Annotated in this window: 15 protein-coding genes; 6 read left to right on the forward strand and 9 right to left on the reverse strand. The window is 68.1% G+C overall.

The annotated features are described in order from the left end of the window. Positions 1 to 70 precede the first annotated feature (70 nt). From ytfQ to yjfF, 4 genes are all read left to right on the forward strand, one after another. On the forward strand, positions 71 to 1,030 hold the full coding sequence (ytfQ, locus tag ASG43_RS02970; protein ID WP_056499954.1) for a galactofuranose ABC transporter, galactofuranose-binding protein YtfQ: 960 nt from the start codon (positions 71 to 73) through the stop codon (positions 1,028 to 1,030). Positions 1,031 to 1,149: 119 nt separating this feature from the next. Continuing rightward, positions 1,150 to 2,694: a sugar ABC transporter ATP-binding protein gene (locus tag ASG43_RS02975; protein WP_082490557.1), complete on the forward strand. Its 1,545-nt coding sequence runs from the start codon at positions 1,150 to 1,152 to the stop codon at positions 2,692 to 2,694. Next, positions 2,691 to 3,740, forward strand: coding sequence for an ABC transporter permease (locus ASG43_RS02980; RefSeq protein WP_082490558.1), 1,050 nt, complete (start codon positions 2,691 to 2,693; stop codon positions 3,738 to 3,740). Before ASG43_RS02975 ends, ASG43_RS02980 begins: the two co-directional genes overlap by 4 nt. Continuing rightward, positions 3,737 to 4,711, forward strand: a complete 975-nt coding sequence (gene yjfF / locus ASG43_RS02985) for a galactofuranose ABC transporter, permease protein YjfF (RefSeq protein ID WP_056499955.1) — start codon at positions 3,737 to 3,739, stop codon at positions 4,709 to 4,711. The genes ASG43_RS02980 and yjfF overlap by 4 nt, the downstream gene beginning before the upstream one ends. Positions 4,712 to 4,795: 84 nt before the next feature. Here the strand turns inward: yjfF and ASG43_RS02990 are convergent, their stop codons facing one another. Next, positions 4,796 to 5,635: a type 1 glutamine amidotransferase gene (locus ASG43_RS02990; protein ID WP_056499957.1), complete on the reverse strand. Its 840-nt coding sequence runs from the start codon at positions 5,633 to 5,635 to the stop codon at positions 4,796 to 4,798. 67 nt (positions 5,636 to 5,702) lie between these two features. Next, a complete protein-coding gene (locus ASG43_RS02995) occupies positions 5,703 to 6,695 on the reverse strand; it encodes an SDR family oxidoreductase (protein WP_056499958.1) in 993 nt (330 codons plus the stop codon). A gap of 493 nt (positions 6,696 to 7,188) precedes the next feature. Here ASG43_RS02995 and ASG43_RS03000 point away from each other — a divergent pair, with 493 nt between their 5' ends. Next, a complete protein-coding gene (locus ASG43_RS03000) occupies positions 7,189 to 7,791 on the forward strand; it encodes a hypothetical protein (RefSeq protein WP_056499961.1) in 603 nt (200 codons plus the stop codon). A 40-nt stretch (positions 7,792 to 7,831) separates the two neighbouring features. Here the strand turns inward: ASG43_RS03000 and ASG43_RS03005 are convergent, their stop codons facing one another. The 4 genes from ASG43_RS03005 to ASG43_RS03020 form a co-directional block, all read right to left on the reverse strand. After that, on the reverse strand, positions 7,832 to 8,089 hold the full coding sequence (locus tag ASG43_RS03005; protein WP_056499963.1) for a DUF2188 domain-containing protein: 258 nt from the start codon (positions 8,087 to 8,089) through the stop codon (positions 7,832 to 7,834). 100 nt (positions 8,090 to 8,189) lie between these two features. After that, positions 8,190 to 8,870, reverse strand: a complete 681-nt coding sequence (locus ASG43_RS03010) for an HAD-IA family hydrolase (protein ID WP_056499965.1) — start codon at positions 8,868 to 8,870, stop codon at positions 8,190 to 8,192. Then, positions 8,867 to 9,559: a phosphoglycolate phosphatase gene (gph, locus tag ASG43_RS03015; RefSeq protein ID WP_056501042.1), complete on the reverse strand. Its 693-nt coding sequence runs from the start codon at positions 9,557 to 9,559 to the stop codon at positions 8,867 to 8,869. The genes ASG43_RS03010 and gph overlap by 4 nt, the downstream gene beginning before the upstream one ends. 205 nt (positions 9,560 to 9,764) lie before the next feature. After that, positions 9,765 to 10,226, reverse strand: coding sequence for a MaoC family dehydratase (locus ASG43_RS03020; protein ID WP_056501047.1), 462 nt, complete (start codon positions 10,224 to 10,226; stop codon positions 9,765 to 9,767). A 291-nt stretch (positions 10,227 to 10,517) separates the two neighbouring features. Between ASG43_RS03020 and ASG43_RS03025 the strand changes: the two genes are divergently transcribed. Next, on the forward strand, positions 10,518 to 12,458 hold the full coding sequence (locus tag ASG43_RS03025; protein WP_056499967.1) for a HAMP domain-containing methyl-accepting chemotaxis protein: 1,941 nt from the start codon (positions 10,518 to 10,520) through the stop codon (positions 12,456 to 12,458). A 56-nt stretch (positions 12,459 to 12,514) separates the two neighbouring features. Here the strand turns inward: ASG43_RS03025 and ASG43_RS03030 are convergent, their stop codons facing one another. The 3 genes from ASG43_RS03030 to fdhF are packed head-to-tail and all read right to left on the reverse strand — an operon-like array spanning position 12,515 to position 16,509. Then, positions 12,515 to 12,787, reverse strand: a complete 273-nt coding sequence (locus ASG43_RS03030; RefSeq protein ID WP_056499969.1) for a formate dehydrogenase subunit delta — start codon at positions 12,785 to 12,787, stop codon at positions 12,515 to 12,517. After that, positions 12,777 to 13,658 (reverse strand): formate dehydrogenase accessory sulfurtransferase FdhD, encoded by an 882-nt coding sequence (gene fdhD / locus ASG43_RS03035; RefSeq protein WP_056499970.1) that lies wholly within the window; start codon positions 13,656 to 13,658, stop codon positions 12,777 to 12,779. The genes ASG43_RS03030 and fdhD overlap by 11 nt, the downstream gene beginning before the upstream one ends. 4 nt (positions 13,659 to 13,662) lie before the next feature. After that, a complete protein-coding gene (gene fdhF, locus ASG43_RS03040; RefSeq protein ID WP_056499973.1) occupies positions 13,663 to 16,509 on the reverse strand; it encodes a formate dehydrogenase subunit alpha in 2,847 nt (948 codons plus the stop codon). Positions 16,510 to 16,562 lie beyond the last annotated feature (53 nt).

Below are 16,562 nucleotides of genomic sequence, written 5' to 3' on the forward strand. Positions count from 1 at the left end.
CGCATGGTAGTTCATGCCTCGGGAGATCGGTCACGGACGAGGTGACGCGCCCATGGGAGGATGGAATATCATGACGAAGTCCAAGCACGTCGCAGCCGCGATCCTCGCGCTGTCGCTGACCACCGCCGCGCAGTCGCAGGAGATGACGGTCGGGTTCTCGCAGATCGGTTCGGAATCGGGATGGCGTGCCGCCGAGACCACCGTCACCAAGCAGGAGGCCGAGAAGCGCGGCGTCACGCTGAAGTTCTCCGACGCGCAGCAGAAGCAGGAAAACCAGATCAAGGCGATCCGCTCCTTCATCGCGCAGGATGTCGATGCGATCTTCATGGCGCCCGTCGTGGCCACCGGCTGGGACAGCGTCCTCAAGGAAGCCAAGGAAGCCGAGATCCCGGTCGTCCTTCTCGATCGCACGATCGAGACGAGCGACGACAGCCTCTACCTCACCGCCGTCGGCTCCGACACGGTTCACGAGGGCAAGGTCGCCGGCGACTGGCTGGTGAAGGATGTCGGCGACAAGCCCTGCAACGTGGTCGAACTCCAGGGCACGGTCGGCTCTTCGCCCGCCATCAACCGCAGGAAGGGCTTCGAAGACGCCCTGAAGGGCCACGACAACGTCAAGATCACGCGCAGCCAGACCGGCGACTTCGTCCGCGCCAAGGGCAAGGAGGTCATGGAGAGCTTCATCAAGGCCGAGGACGGCGGCAAGAACATCTGCGCCGTCTACGCGCACAACGACGACATGGCCGTCGGCGCGATCCAGGCCATCAAGGACGCCGGCCTGAAGCCGGGCACGGACATCAAGGTCGTCTCGATCGACGGCGTGCCGGACATCTTCAAGGCGCAGATCGCCGGCGAGTCCAATGCCAGCGTCGAACTCACGCCGAACATGGCAGGCCCCGCCTTCGAGGCGCTGGCCGCCTTCAAGGAGAAGGGCACCGTTCCGCCGAAGTTCATCCAAACGGAATCCAAACTCCTCTTGCCCGAGACGGCCGCGGCCGAATACGAAGCCAAGAAAGATCTCGGCTACTGATCCGACGCGGATCGAAGGACGGGGTGCCCTCCCGGCGCCCCGTCTTCCCCGACCCTCGCCCGCTGGATCAAGCGCTGGACAGCGCCCGTCTCGAAGGGCCTCGCGCCGAAGGCAGCTCCATGTCCCCGATCGACGAAGCGCCTGCCCGCCCGACGCCCGCCCTGGCCGGCGACGTCCTGACGGTGCGGGGCCTCACCAAGACGTTTCCGGGGGTGAAGGCCCTCGACGGCGTCGACTTCACCCTGCGCGCCGGCGAGGTCCATGCGCTGCTCGGCGAGAACGGTGCGGGCAAATCGACCCTCATCAAAACCGTGACGGGCGTTCTCCAACGCGACGGCGGCGAGGTGCTGCTGGGCTCGAACGAGATCCACCCCAAAAGCCCCGCCGAGGCCCTGAAGCTCGGGATCGGGACCGTCTATCAGGAGGTCAATCTCCTCCCCAATCTCTCGGTCGCCGAGAATCTCTTCATGGGCCGCCAGCCCGGTCGCCTCGGCTTCATCCGCAACGGCCCGATGAACCGCCGCGCCCGCGAGATCATGAAGGGCTACGGCGTCGACATCGACGTGCGCAAGAGCCTGTCCGACTTCTCGGTCGCGGTCCAGCAGCTCGTCGCCATCGCCCGTGCCGTCGATTTCTCCGCCAGCGTGCTCATCCTCGACGAACCGACGGCGAGCCTCGACGCCAGCGAGGTGCTCCATCTCTTCGAGATCGTCCGGTCCCTGAAGGCGCGGGGCATCGGCATCCTCTTCGTCACCCATTTCCTCGACCAGGTCTACGCGCTGGCCGATCGCATCACGATCCTGCGCAACGGCCGCCTGATCGGCACGAGCCCCGCCAGCGAACTGCCGCGCCTGAAGCTGGTCTCCCTGATGCTCGGCCGCGATCTCGCCGGCGCGACCCACGAGCGCCGCGAGGCGACCGCGCCCAAGCCGGACGCCTTCCTGTCCTTTCGCGGCTATGGACGGCGCGGGCAGATCCATCCCTTCGATCTCGACATCGGCCGGGGCGAGGTCGTCGGCGTCGCGGGCCTTCTCGGCTCCGGACGCAGCGAGACGGCCAAGCTGATCTTCGGCATCGACCGGGCCGATGGCGGGGAGGCGCTCCTGGACGGAAAGCGGGTGCGGATCGCCAGCCCGCGCGATGCGGTCGCGCTGAAGTTCGGTTTCCTGCCGGAGGAGCGCAAGACCGAGGGCATCGTCGGCGACCTCTCGGTGCGCGAGAACATCATCCTCGCCCTCCAGGCCCGCCGGGGTTGGCTGAAGCCGCTCGCCCGCGCCGAACAGGAGCGGATCGCGGCGCAGTTCATCCGGAGCCTCGACATCCGAACGCGCGACGCCGAGACGCCGATCCGGCTCCTCTCGGGCGGCAACCAGCAGAAGGCGCTGATCGCGCGCTGGCTGGCGACCGAACCGGAATTTCTCATCCTCGACGAGCCGACGCGCGGCATCGACATCGGCGCCCATGCCGAGATCGTGCGCCTCATTGAGGATCTGTGCCGGCAGGGCATGGCCCTCCTCGTCATCTCGTCCGAACTGGAGGAGATCACCGCCTATTCCCATCGGATCCGGGTGCTTCGCGACCGGTCCCATGTCGGCGATCTCACGGGCGAGGCGATCGGCGTCGAAACGATCATCCACACGATCGCGGCGGAGGCAAAGCCATGACGTCCGCGTCTCCGCCCGCCGCGCTCCCGCCGGCGCCGAGCCGGCGCGTCCTCGGCGGCATTGCCGCCTCGGCGCCGCAGCTGCTCGCGCTGGCGCTGATCTTTCTGGCCTGCTGGCTGGTCTCGCCGAGCTTCTTCTCCATTCGCCTGCAGGACGGGCGCATGTTCGGCTCGATCGTCGACGTCTTCTATCGCGTCGCGCCGATCGCGATCCTTTCCATCGGCATGTGTCTCGTCATCGCCTCGCGCGGCATCGACCTCTCCGTCGGCGCGATCATGGCGATCGTCGGCGCGACGGCGGGCGTGCTCGTGAACGAGGGCTTCGGCACCGTCACCTGCATTCTGGCGGCGCTCGGCGTCGGACTGACCTGCGGCCTCTGGAACGGCTTCCTCGTCGCGGTCCTGCGCATTCAGCCGATCGTCGCCACGCTGATCCTGATGGTCGCCGGCCGCGGCATCGCGCAGCTGATCACCGGCGGCCAGATCATCACCTTCGACGATCCCGGCCTGATCTTCCTGTCCGCCGGCACGCTTTTCACGCTGCCGCTTCCCATCGGCATCACGATCCTCGTCCTCGTCGCCACGACGCTCGTCGTGCGCCGCACCGCGCTCGGCCTCTTCCTGGAAGCGACCGGCGCCAATGCGCGCGCGAGCCATTATGCCGGCGTCGAGACGCGCCTCGTCACGATCGGCGCCTACGTGTTCTCCGGTCTCTGCGCGGCGATCGCCGGCCTTATCGTCGCCGGCGACATCCGGGGCGCAGACGCCAACAATGCCGGCCTCTGGCTGGAGCTCGACGCGATCCTCGCCGTCGTGCTCGGGGGCGGCTCGCTCCTCGGCGGACGCTTTAGTCTCGTGCGCAGCGTGCTCGGCGCGGTGATCATCCAGGCGATGAACACCGGAATTCTCCTCTCGGGCTTCCAGCCGGAGTTCAACCTCATCGTCCGGGCGGTGGTCGTCCTCTGCGTCCTCCTCGCCCAGTCCCCGAAGACCAAGGCCGCCCTCGGTTTCCTGAAGCCGGCGCGCGAAGGCGGAGCGACCCCATGACCTCGCGGCTTCTGCCCCTTGCGGCGACGATCGTCATCTTTCTTCTCGCCTACGCGCTCTGCGCGGCGCAGTATCCCGCGATCGCCTCGACGCGCGTCGTCGCCAACCTCATGACCGACAATGCCTTTCTCGGCATCGTGGCGGTCGGCATGACCTTCGTCATCATCTCCGGCGGCATCGATCTCTCGGTGGGCGCGGTGATCGCCTTCGTCGGTGTCTTCCTCGCCATCGCGATCGAGGCTTACGGCCTTCATCCCTACGCCGCCTTCGCCCTGGCGCTCCTCGTCTCGGCGCTGTTCGGCGCGGCCATGGGGGCGATCATCCACTATTTCGAAATCCCGGCCTTCATCATCACGCTGGCCGGCATGTTCCTCGCCCGCGGCGCGGCCTCGATCATCACCACCCAGTCCGTGCCGATCAACCATCCGCTCTATGCGCAGCTGAACGATCTGTTCCTGCAGCTGCCGGGCCGCGGCCGGCTGACGCTCGTGGCGATGATCATGCTCGCCGTCTTCGCCCTCGGCATCCTCATCGCTCATCGCACGCGGTTCGGTCGCAACGTCTACGCGCTCGGCGGCAACCCCGTCTCCGCGGAGCTGATGGGCCTTCCCGTCGCCCGGACGACGATCCTCATCTACACTCTGTCCAGCGTCTGCGCGGGGATCGCCGGCATCGTCTTCTCGCTCTACACCGCTGCCGGCTATTCGCTGGCGGCCGTCGGCGTCGAGCTCGACACGATCGCTGCCGTCGTCATCGGCGGCACCCTCCTGACGGGCGGCTCGGGTTTCGTCGCCGGCACCTTCATCGGCGTCCTGATCCAGGGCCTGATCCAGACCTACATCACCTTCGACGGCACGCTCTCCTCCTGGTGGACGAAGATCGTGATCGGCATCCTCCTCTTCGGCTTCATCGTCCTGCAGCGCCTCCTCCTGTCCGTCACGGAGCGCGGCCAGCCTCGCGCCGCGCACTGAGGAAGGCCAGGCACCGAGGGACCGGGCAAGAAGAAGACGCACAGCCGGAGGCCGATGGGTGAACGCGACCGGGCGCGGACGCCGTCACCCGCCCGACCGCTCCGCGACGTGATCGAGGAAGTTGCGGATCTCGCGCATGCGTCGGCGGGGGTCGAGCACCTCCTCGTCGAGGCCGAGTTGCCAGGACAGATCGCGGCGGTCCGGCGCGCGGTCCAGCGCGTCGATCCGCCCGGCATAGTCGGACACGTCCGTCTCGTTCGCCGCCAGTCCCTCTTCCACCAGATCGCCGGATTGCCGGCGCAGCGAGGCGGCGATTTCGGCGAGCGTCAGCTCGGGATGATACTGGACGCCCCAGAAGATGCCGTTGGCTCGCCGGATCTCGATCGCCTGGACCGGCGTCGTCTGGGTTCCCGCCAACACCGTCGCGCCGGGCGGCAGCCGGGTGATCTCCGAGGAGTGCATGGCGGGCGCGTCCCAGGCGGCGGGACGCCCCGAGAGAAGCGGATGTTCGCGGCCTGCCTCGGTCGCCGTGATGCGGCGCGCGAAGGCCGCCTCCATCCGCGGCTGGCGTCGCTTGCACACGCCGCCTGCCGCGACGGACGCGATCTGCAGCCCGGCGCAGGATCCAAAGGACGGCGTGCCGGATTCGTAGACCGCCTCCATGAAGCGCGCCGCTCGCCGCGTCTGCGGCGTCTCGTCCTGCATCTGCAAGGGCGAGCCGGGGAACACGATCGCATGGTAGCGCGCCAGATCCCAGACGTTGACCGGCTCGTCGCCTTCGACGCAGGAGATGATGTCGATCGCGGCATCGGGGCGAAGCGTGCGCAGCGTCTCGGCATAGGTTTCGGCCGACGACGCGCCGGCACCATCCCGGCGTGCGTCGCGCTCGTCCGGCGTTTCGCTTCCGGCAACGAGAATCTTCAAGGTGAATTGTCCTTTCGAGGGACGCGCATCGCCGCGGCTGCACGACGACGCACGTCCCTGTCCGACGTCAGAGACCGGTGCGGCGGGCGAGAAGATGGGCAATCCCCGCGGCCAGCAGGGTGGCGCCGCCGAGAACCGCGATGTCGCGCTGCCGGCTGGTGACGAAGGTGTGGCGGCTCGACAGAGTCCGGCTCTTGAACGGGCCGTCGATCACCGCCGAGCCCTTGGCCGGCGTGAAGAGGTTGCCCTCGATCCGGGGAATCGTCTCGTCCGACAGTTGGCCCTCCCAGCCCCCCTTCGCGACGTGGTCGCCGGCATTCGGCCAGATTCGCTGGAGGATGCTCGCCATGAAGGTCGTGCGGCCGACCCAGACGTCGCGGCGCGGATGTTCCGCGGCGAAGACGATGGCGTTGGCGGCGAGGCGCGGATCGTAGACCGGATCGGGCGCGATCTGCCGGCGTCCCGTCTTGTTGCGGGCCCATCCGGCGAACTGCGGCGTGTTCACCGCGGGCAGGAAGATGGTCGAGAGGGTGACCGGCACGCCCTCGAAATCGAGTTCGGCGCGCAGCGCGTTGGTCCAGCCGAGTGCGGCGGCCTTGGCCCCGGCATAGGCGGATTGCAGCGGGAACGGGCGGATGCCGAGAACCGAATTGACCTGGACGATCGAACCGCGCCGCCGCCGGCGCATGTGCTTCAGCGCCGCCAGCGTGCCGTAGACCTGCCCGTTATAGGTGACCTCGGTCACCCGCTTGAACTCCTCGGGCGTAATCTCGCCCGCCGGCGCGACGACGGTCGCCATCGCGTTGTTGACCCAGGCGTCGATCGGCCCGAGGTCGCGCTCGATCCGGTCGGCAGCCGCCTCGACGGCAGCGGGATCGGCCATGTCGGTCGCGATGCCGAGCGCCTGGACGCCGAGCTGGCGCAGGCGCTCCTCGGTCTGGCGCAAGCGTCCCTCGTCCCGCGCCAGGATCGCGACCTTCCAGCCTTTGCGCGCGAAGGCTTCCGCGCTGGCAAGGCCGATCCCGGCCGTTCCTCCGGTGATGACGACGGTTCTTTGCATAAGGCGTCCTTCCCATTCCTGTCGCGAGCTAGACGCCGTCGCTCGCAAATGGTTGCCACGATGCGGCGCGACGCAATGTCTCCGATGGAGGGTTTCCCGCGCCTCGCAAGGCCGACGCGGCACTGCCGGGACGGCACCCGAAGCGCTCGGCCGAACCCCGACGCGAGGTCCGGCCGATGCCTCGGTTCTTTGTCAGGGAAAGAGGATGACGAGGGCGACGGCGGCGATGCTGGCGAGCATGCCGAGTGCGGCCGTGGGAACGAAAAGGGATACGAAGGTCTCGATGCGCATGGTGGGCCCGGTCTGGAGTGACGACGTTCCCAGCCTAGACGCTCCGTGTTTCCACCCGGTTTCATACCGGTGTCGAACAAGTGCACAGGCGGCTGATCATCGTCACGTTTGCGCGTTCGAACCTTGTTCGGTTCGCGATCCGGCCGAGATGGCTTTGCCATGCGGATCGCCTGTGAGCGACCGTCGAACCCGAGGTCGAACCATGCGCCATCTTCTTTCCGCCGCCGCGATCCTTGTCGTCACCGCAACGCCGCTCCTGGCGGCCGACGGCACGCCGGCCCGCGTTCGGGGAACGATCGAAAGCCTGTCCGCCACGTCCCTCACCGTCACGTCGCGCGAAGGTCCGAGCCTCGCCATCGCGATCCCCGCGGATCTCGCCGTGCGCGGCGTGAAGGCGGCCGAGGCCGCCGACATCAAGACCGGCGACTTCGTCGGGGTCGCGTCCATTCCGACGGCGGCCGGTGGCGACGGGGCGCTGGAGGTCCTGATCTTTCCCGCCGCCATGAAGGGCACGGGCGAAGGCAGCTATCCCTGGGATCTTCAGGAGGGCTCGACCATGACCAACGCCACCGTCTCGAACGCGGTCGAGAGCGTCGACGGACGATCCCTCACCCTGACCTATCCGGAGGGCTCCAAGACCGTGGCGCTGCCCGAGGGGATCCCCGTCGTCACGTTTGACGACGCGAGCAGAGCGGATCTCGTGAAGGGCGCGACGGTCTTCGTTCCCGCGCAAAAGGCGGCGGACGGAACGCTGTCCACCGCCTTCGTCGTGGTGGGAAAGAACGGCGTCGTCCCGCCCATGTGAGACCCGATCGGGATCCTGAGATTCGATCGGGATCCCGGCGTCAGCCTCGGCCGGCGGCGGGGTCGACGACCTCGGTCTCGGGCCGGTCGCGGCCGTCGGCGACCTCCTCGTGCCACGCACCGTCGCGATCCTGGTAGGTGATGCCGTCGGTCTCGCCGGCCAGGGACTGGCGCGCGGCGGCATCCTTGGCGGCGGCGAGCGCCGAGTCGTGGTCGCGGAAGGTCTCGGAGAAGACGTCGCCGACCTTGTAGGCCCAGCCGCCATCGTGCTGGACGATCTCGTAGGTCAATCCGGTCATGTCGTCGTCTCCTCGAACGCGTTGCGTCGGCCCCGCGACGCTCGCAGGGCCCGCCTCCTCAACGGCCGCCGCTCCGCCTCGTTCCTCGCGGGGCCGAACCTCAGCCGCCTTTCACCAGCGACAGGAAGCGCTGTGTATCCGCGAGGTCGGGCACGACGAGGTCGGCTGCGGCGAAATCCTCGTCCGCGGTGTAGAGCGCCGGGGTCACGACGCAGCGCAGCCCCGCTTCCTTGGCGGCGGTCAGCCCGTTCCAGCTGTCCTCGAAGGCCAGGCAGGCGGAGGCCGGCAGATCCAGCGCGCGGAGGACGGCGAGATAGACGTCGGGCGCGGGCTTCTTGCGCGCCACGGCATCGCCGCAGACCATCGTCTCGAAGCGTTGGGGATCGATGCCGGCCGATCCGAGCAGCGCGTCCACATTCGCCCGCGTCGTCGTCGTCGCGACCGCGAGGCGGATGCCGGCCGCCTCCGCGGCGTCGATCAGGGCTTCGACGCCGGGCTTCAGGACGAGCCGCCCCTCCGCCACGCGATCGGCATAGATCGCCGTCTTCAGTGCATGAAGCCGTGCGACCCGCTCCTGCGCATCGGGAAGGACGATGCCGTCGCGATCGAGGAAATGGTGGAGCCGCTCCTTTCCGCCGGAGACGGCGAGCAGCGCCTTGTAGCGCGGCCGGTCCCATGTCCAGTCGAGCCCCGAATCCACGAAGGCCGCGTTGAACGCCTCACGGTGAAGCTCCTCGGTTTCGGCCAGCGTTCCGTCGACATCGAAGATGAGGGCGCTCAAGCCCCCGTCTCCGGTGCGAGGCTGCCGAGGGCGTCGGCGAGCGCGTCCAGTCGGTCGATCACGAGATCGGCGCCGAGCGCGTCCGTGCCGATCCGCGTATAGCCGCCGCGCACCGCCACGACCCGCATGCCGGCGGCCTTGGCGGCCTCGACGTCGTTTTCGCTGTCGCCGACGAACAGCGCCTCGCTCGGCTGGATGGACAGCGTCTCGCAGGCGAGGAACAGGAGATCGGGCGCCGGCTTCTTGGCCGGTCCCGCATCGCCGCCGACGACGACCGCCATCAGGTCGAGCACGCCGAAATGCTGGAGGATCTCCCGCGTTTCCGCATCCGGCTTGTTGGTGACGACGCCGATCGGCAGGCCGATCTCGTGGAAATGCCGCGTCGTGTCGCTCGCGCCGGCGTTCAGCGTGGTCAGTTCGGTCGCGCGGGGATTGTAGATCTTCAGGAACCGGTCGACGATCCTGTCGCGCGTCGGCGCGTCGAGATCGATGAGAAGCGCCTCGTGCGCCCGCTCGATGAGCTTGGGCACGCCGCGCCCGATCATGCCGATCACCGCTTCGAGCGTGAACGGGGGATGACCGAGGCTTTCCATGGTCTGGTTCAGCGATTCATGGATGTCGGGCGCGGAATCGATCAGCGTGCCGTCGAGATCGAACAGGATGGCGCGCGGCCAGGCGGGCCGGGTCATGGCGCGCGCTCCGTCGGGCGGGCGGCGGAGACGCCGACGCTCGGCCCGCATCGGGTGCGGTCGATCGATGGCCGAACGGCCGAACCGGGATCAAGGAGAAGGGAAGAAGAAAAGGGCATAGCCGCCATGTCGGTGTCTCGTCATCGTCCGGCGCCCGATGGAAGTCTGACAGGAAAAACCGGACACGTCGACACCAGGCCGTCGCTCACGTCTGCGGCGGCTCCAGAATCGCGAGCGTGATCCAGTGGGCGCTGAGGGCCGGCTTGACCGCGCCCTCGATCTCGATCGACGCGTCCCAGGCCGATTGCAGGGAGACCGCGCGCTCCGTCAGGCCCACCAGCCGGAACCGGCCGCGCACGCGCGCGCCGCTGCGCACCGTGTTGAGGAAGCGCACTTTGTCGAAGCCGTAATTGATGCCCATCGTCGTGCCGACGACTCCCGGCAGCGCGTCGAAGGCCAGCGTGGACAGGAGAGAAAGCGTCAGGAAGCCATGCGCGATCGTGCCGCCGAAGGGTGTCTCGGCTCGGGCGCGTTCGGGATCCACATGGATGAACTGATGGTCGCGCGTGGCGTCGGCGAACGTGTCGATCATCGCCTGGTCGACGAGAAGCCAATCGGAGACCCGCTCCTCGCCTTGGAGAAGCGCGCGATAGGCCTCGATGGAGATGAGCTTGGCCGCGACGACCTCCGCATCCGTTCGGCGGGCGTCCTGGGGCGTCGGTGGAAGTCCTGCCGTCGTCACGCTTGATCCTTCGTGGTGTTCGGCCAAAGCCGTTCGCGTGTCCATACGCTCTTCGACGCGGACACGAAACCATCTCGAGATCCATCACCCGACGGCAGACGACCGCAAGGGACGCTGCGCAGGCGCCCGCATCGCGTGTGACGATTGGAAATTTCATCTTAGGATATCACAAGCATGATCGTAGCCAGGACTTCGATCCCGGGGAAGGGTGCCGACATGAGAACGATCCGTCAGAAGATGATGCTCCTCGGGCTGCTCGTTCTCGTGATCGCCGGCGGCAGCGGCATGGTTGGTCTCTGGGTGGCCGATCACCTGTCGCAAGGCATCCTGTCGACGGAACGATCCGCCGCGATCCTGCAGCATCACATGCAGGCCGACATGATGCACGACGCGCTGCGGAGCGATGTCCTGGCGGCCATCCTCTCCACCGATTCCGCGACGGGCCTTGATCCCGCCGAGGTCGCGGGCAACCTCGCGGAACATGCCGCCGATTTCCGGAGCTCCATCGCGGCAAGCCGCGCGCTGGCCGCCGATGGCGCCATCGCCGGAGCCCTGGCGCAGCTGGAGGCGCCGCTCGCCGCCTACATCAAGGCGGCGGAAGATCTCGTGCGCACCGCCGATCGCGACGTGATCGCGGCGAAGGCGGGCCTTGCCGCCTTCCAGTCGGATTTCACGGTGCTCGAAGGCGCCATGGAGACGGCGTCCGACGCGATCGGCGAGGAGGCCAGCCGGACCGCCGCCGCCACGATCGACGGATCGCGGCTCGCCCGAAGCCTGATGATCGGCGCGATCGTGCTCGCCGTTCTCTTCGCCGGCGGGCTCGTCGTCTTCACCACCCGTTCGATCAGCGGCCCCGTGCGACGCCTCGCGGGCCAGATGAAGCAAATCGCCGACGGCGATTTCGACGTCCAGCTGAACGCGGCGGGGCGGTCCGACGAGGTCGGCGAAATCGCAAGGGCCGTCCGGGCCTTCCAGTCCCTCGTGGTCGGCCGCGCCGATCTCGCCATGCGCGAAGCGGCGGAGCGGCGGCGCGCCGAAGCCGACGCTCTCGCCCAGCAGACGGGCGAAGCCTCGGCCCAGGGACGCGAACAGGCGGCCGTCGTCGCAAGCCTCGCGGCCGGTCTCGAGGCGCTCGCGGCGGGCGATCTGCGCATCCGGCTCGACCAGGCCTTTCCCGCCCGGTTCGACCCGATCCGGGTGAAGTTCAACGAGAGCGTGGAAACGCTGCGGCAGACGCTGGGCGGCGTGGTCGCGTCCATCGGCGCGATCCGGACCGGCATCGGCGAGATCTCGACCGCGTCCAACGATCTGTCCCGACGGACGGAGCAGCAGGCGGCGAGCCTGGAGGAAACCGTCGTGGCGCTGACGGAGATTTCCAGCGCCGTCGGCCGAACCGCTGAGGGCGCGTCGCGGGCCCAGAAGACCGCGGCGAAGGCGCAGACGAATGCCGACCAGGGAGGCGTCATCGTCGGACGGGCGGTGGAGGCGATGGAACGGATCGAAACCTCCTCGGCCGAGATCGGCAAGATCATCGGCGTCATCGACGAGATCGCCTTCCAGACCAATCTTCTCGCATTGAACGCGGGAGTCGAGGCCGCGCGCGCCGGCGAGGCGGGCCGAGGCTTCGCGGTCGTCGCCCAGGAGGTGCGCGGGCTCGCCCAGCGCTCCGCCGAAGCCGCCAAGGAGATCAAGTCCCTGATCGCGACGTCGACGCAGCAGGTGGCGGAGGGCGTCGAACTCGTGACCCAGTCCGGTCGCTCGCTCGGCGAGATCGTCGCTCAGGTCGACGAGATGAGCGGCGTCGTGTGCGAAATCGCCAAGAGCGCCGCCGAACAGGCCGTCTCCTTGCGGGAAGTGTCCGCCGCGGCCGAACAGATGGACAAGGTCACGCAGCAGAATGCCGCGATGGTCGATCAGGCGACGGCCGCGGCAACGACCCTGGCTGCCAAAACCGACGCTCTGGCGAGCCTGACGGATCTCTTCACCTTCGACGCCGCCACGCGGTCGGCATCGGCGTCGCCGGCCCTCCTCTCGGCCCATCGGCCGAAAGCTCCGGCAGCCTCACGGCCGGTGCGGCAGATGCGCACGACCGGCACCGGCGGCGCCGCGCATGCCCCCTCGTCAGCGCCGTCATCGGAGGATTGGACGGAGTTCTGATCGCAGCGCCAGGCAGGGCGCAGCGCTCGGTCGATGCCCGCCCCTCCCCCGAACGTTCAGCCCTGCGTCGTGGTGCGCTCTTCGAGACGCGTCGATGGACGGCGAATGTCGGGCAGCGCGTCGACGACGAGCGGCGACAGGCCATCGGCCTCGCCCCGCGCGACGCGCTGGATCAGCTGGGTGCGCATGCGCGGCTCCCAGTATTTGTTGATGTGATCGGCGACGCCCTTCGCCCCGCCCCCCTCGCCGCCGCGACCTCCCGTCGGCGAAGACCCGAAGAAGGCGGCGATCTGGTTCGCCATGGTGATCAGGCGGTCGCTATGCTGCATCGCTGGTTGCCTTTGATGAACCGGTCGCCGCGGCGCCGCGCGCGCCCTCGATCCGGTCGATATGGGTGAAGACTTCGAATTCGGTCCCGCGCACGACCGCCACCAGCGTGATGCCGGCGGCCTCTGCCGTGCGGATCGCGAGCGCGCTCGGCGCGGACACCGCAGCGATCAACGGCGAGCCCATGACGGCCGCCTTCTGGATCAGTTCGACCGACACGCGGCTCGTGAGCGTGAGAAAGCCCGAACCCGGCGCGATCCCGCGCGCGGCGAGGTGGCCCGCGACCTTGTCCAGCGCGTTGTGCCGGCCGACATCCTCGCGAACCACGACGAGCCCTCCGTCGAACCGGTGGAAGGCCGCGGCATGCACCGCCCGCGTCTCGCGCCCGAGCGCCTGCTCGCGGGCCATGGCCTCGACCGCCACACCGATCGTCTGCGGCGACACGATGGCGTCCGTCGTGACGACCGGCAGTTCGGGCGCGGCGAGTTCGAGGCTCTCCACGCCGCAGAGCCCGCAGCCGACCGGACCCGTCATCTGACGGCGTCGCGCGACATAGGTCCGGCCGCGCTCGGGCACGAGGCGGATCTGGCAGTCGAGGCCGGCCTGCGTCTCGACGACGACCATTCGCTCGATTTCGGACGGTGCCCCGACGATGCGTTCGGCGAGGGCGATCCCGAGGCCGAGCTCCTCGACATGGGTCGGCGTCGCCATCATGACGGCATGCGTCGAGCCGTCGACCGAGATGGCGATCGCCACCTCCTCGGGGACGGCACGGGAGGACGCCGTGAAACCGCCACCGCGAAAGGCGAGCGAGGGCAGCCGGCGCGATCCGCCGCCGGCGCTTGGCCGAGCCTCGTCGTCGACGGCTTCCAAGGCCTTACTCCGCCGCGTCGAGCACCGCGATGCGCCGGCTTTCCTCGGTCAGCTCGCGATACTCCTCCTGCCATTCGGTGGGACCGTTCGACGGCGAGATCTGCACCGCCGTCACCTTGTATTCCGGGCAGTTGGTCGCCCAGTCGGAGAAGTCCGTCGTGATGACGTTCACCTGGGTCAAGGGGTGGTGGAACGTCGTGTAGACGACGCCCGGCGCGACCCGATCGGTGATCTTGGCCTTGATCGAGGTCGAGCCGGCGCGGCTTTCCAGCTTGATCCAGTCGCCGTCGCGGATGCCCCGGTTCTCGGCGTCGTGCGGATGGATCTCGATGAGATCCTGATCGTGCCAGACGACGTTCTGCGTGCGCCGCGTCTGGGCGCCCACATTGTACTGCGACAGGATGCGCCCGGTGGTCAGGAGAAGCGGGAACCGCGGTCCCGTCCGTTCGTCCGTCGCGACATATTCGGTGACGATGAAGCGGCCCTTCCCGCGCATGAACTCGCCGATATGCATCGTCGGCGTGCCCTCGGGATGGGCTTCGTTGCACGGCCATTGCACGGAGCCCAGACGCTCCAGGAGCTCGTAAGACACGTTCTGGAAGGTCGGCGTGACCTTGGCCACCTCGTCCATGATCTCGGACGGGTGCTGGTAGTCCATGTCCATGCCGATGGCCCGGGCGAGCATCTGCGTCACCTCCCAGTCGGCATAGCCGTTCTTGGGCTTCATCACCCGGCGAACGCGGTTGATGCGCCGCTCCGCATTGGTGAAGGTGCCGTCCTTCTCGAGGAACGAGCAGCCGGGCAGGAAGACGTTGGCGTAGTTCGCCGTCTCGTTGAGGAAGAGATCCTGAACGATGAGGAGTTCCAGCGCGTCGAGACCGGCGGAGACGTGGCGGGTGTCCGGGTCCGACTGGAGGATGTCCTCGCCCTGCACGTAGAGGCCCTTGAACGTGCCCTCGACCGCGGCATCGAACATGTTGGGAATGCGAAGGCCCGGCTCGTCGTCGATCTGGACGTTCCAGAGCGTCTCGAAGGTCTCGCGCACCTCGTCGCGCGACACGTGGCGATAGCCCGTGAATTCGTGCGGGAAGGAGCCCATGTCGCAGGCGCCCTGCACGTTGTTCTGCCCGCGGAGCGGGTTCACGCCGACGCCGCGCCGGCCGATATTGCCGGTCGCCATGGCGAGGTTCGCGATCGACATGACCGTCGTCGAACCCTGGCTGTGCTCGGTGACGCCGAGCCCGTAATAGATCGCACCGTTGCCGCCGGTGGCGAAGAGACGGGCCGCGGCCCGGACATCGGCAGCGGGAACGCCCGTGATCGCCTCGACCGCTTCCGGCGAACGGCTCTCGTCGGCGACGAAGGCGGCCCAGTCCTGGAAGTCGTCCCATTCGCAGCGCTCGCGCACGAAGGTCTCGTCGACGAGGCCTTCGGTCACGATCACATGGGCGAGCGCGGTCGTCATCGCGACATTGGTGCCGGGCTTCAGCGGCAGGTGGTAATCCGCCTCGACATGCGGCGTGCGGACGAGATCGATGCGGCGGGGATCGATGACGATCAGGCGCGCGCCCTCGCGCAGGCGCTTCTTCATGCGCGAGGCGAAGACGGGATGGCCGTCCGTCGGGTTCGCGCCGATGACGAGGATGACGTCGCTATCCTCGACGCTGTCGAAGTCCTGCGTGCCCGCCGAGGTGCCGAAGGTGGTGGACAGGCCGTAGCCGGTCGGCGAGTGGCAGACGCGCGCGCAGGTGTCGATGTTGTTGTTGCCGAAGCCGGCGCGCACCAGCTTCTGGACGAGGTAGACCTCCTCGTTCGTGCAGCGCGAGGAGGAGATCGCGCCGACCGAGCCGCGCCCGTATTTCGCCTGGATCCCCTTGATCTTGGCCGCCGCGAAGGCGATCGCCTCCTCGTAGGAGACCTCGCGCCATTCGTCCTTGTAGGTCTCGCGGATCATCGGCTTCAGGATGCGGTCCTTGTGCGTGGCATAGCCGACCGCAAAGCGCCCCTTCACGCAGGAATGGCCCCGGTTCGCCTTGCCGTCCTTGTAGGGCACCATGCGCACGAGCTCCTCGCCGCGCATTTCCGCCTTGAAGGAACAGCCGACGCCGCAATAGGCGCAGGTCGTGACCATCGAGTGCTCGGGCAGGCCGATCTCGATGACCGATTTCTCCTCGAGCGTCGCCGTCGGGCAGGCCTGCACGCAGGCGCCGCAGGACACGCATTCCGAGGAGAAGAAGTTGTCGGACATGACGCCCGCCGAGACTTCGGAGCCGAAGCCCCGGCCCGAGATCGTCAGCGCGAACGTGCCCTGCACCTCCTCGCAGGCCCGCACGCAGCGCGAACAGACGATGCACTTGGCGGGATCGAACTGGAAGTAGGGATTGGACTGGTCCTTCTCCTTCTTCAGATGGTTCTCGCCCTCGTAGCCGTAGCGCACGTCCCGCAGACCGACCGCGCCGGCCATGTCCTGCAGCTCGCAGTCGCCGTTCGCCGCGCAGGTCAGGCAGTCCAGCGGGTGGTCGGAGATGTACAGCTCCATCACGCCCTTGCGGATGCGCTTCAGCCGCTCGGTCTGCGTCGAGACCTTCATGCCGGGCATCACCGGCGTCGTGCAGGACGCGGGCGTGCCGTTGCGGCCCTCGATCTCCACGACGCAGACGCGGCACGAGCCGAAGCTGTCCAGCATGTCCGTCGCGCAGAGCTTCGGGACCTGGATGCCGGCATTCATGGCGGCGCGCATGATCGACGTGCCTTCCGGCACGGTCACGTCGAATCCGTCGATGGAAAGCGTGACCTCCTTCTCGGCCTTGGACTTCGGGGTGCCGTAGTCGGTTTCCTGGATCAGGCTCATCGGATGGCTCCGTTCCGGTGGAACTCAGAGAGGTGTTCGAGGGGGCGGCGCGA

It is taken from the genome of Aureimonas sp. Leaf454 (assembly GCF_001424685.1).
GTDB lineage: Bacteria > Pseudomonadota > Alphaproteobacteria > Rhizobiales > Rhizobiaceae > Plantimonas.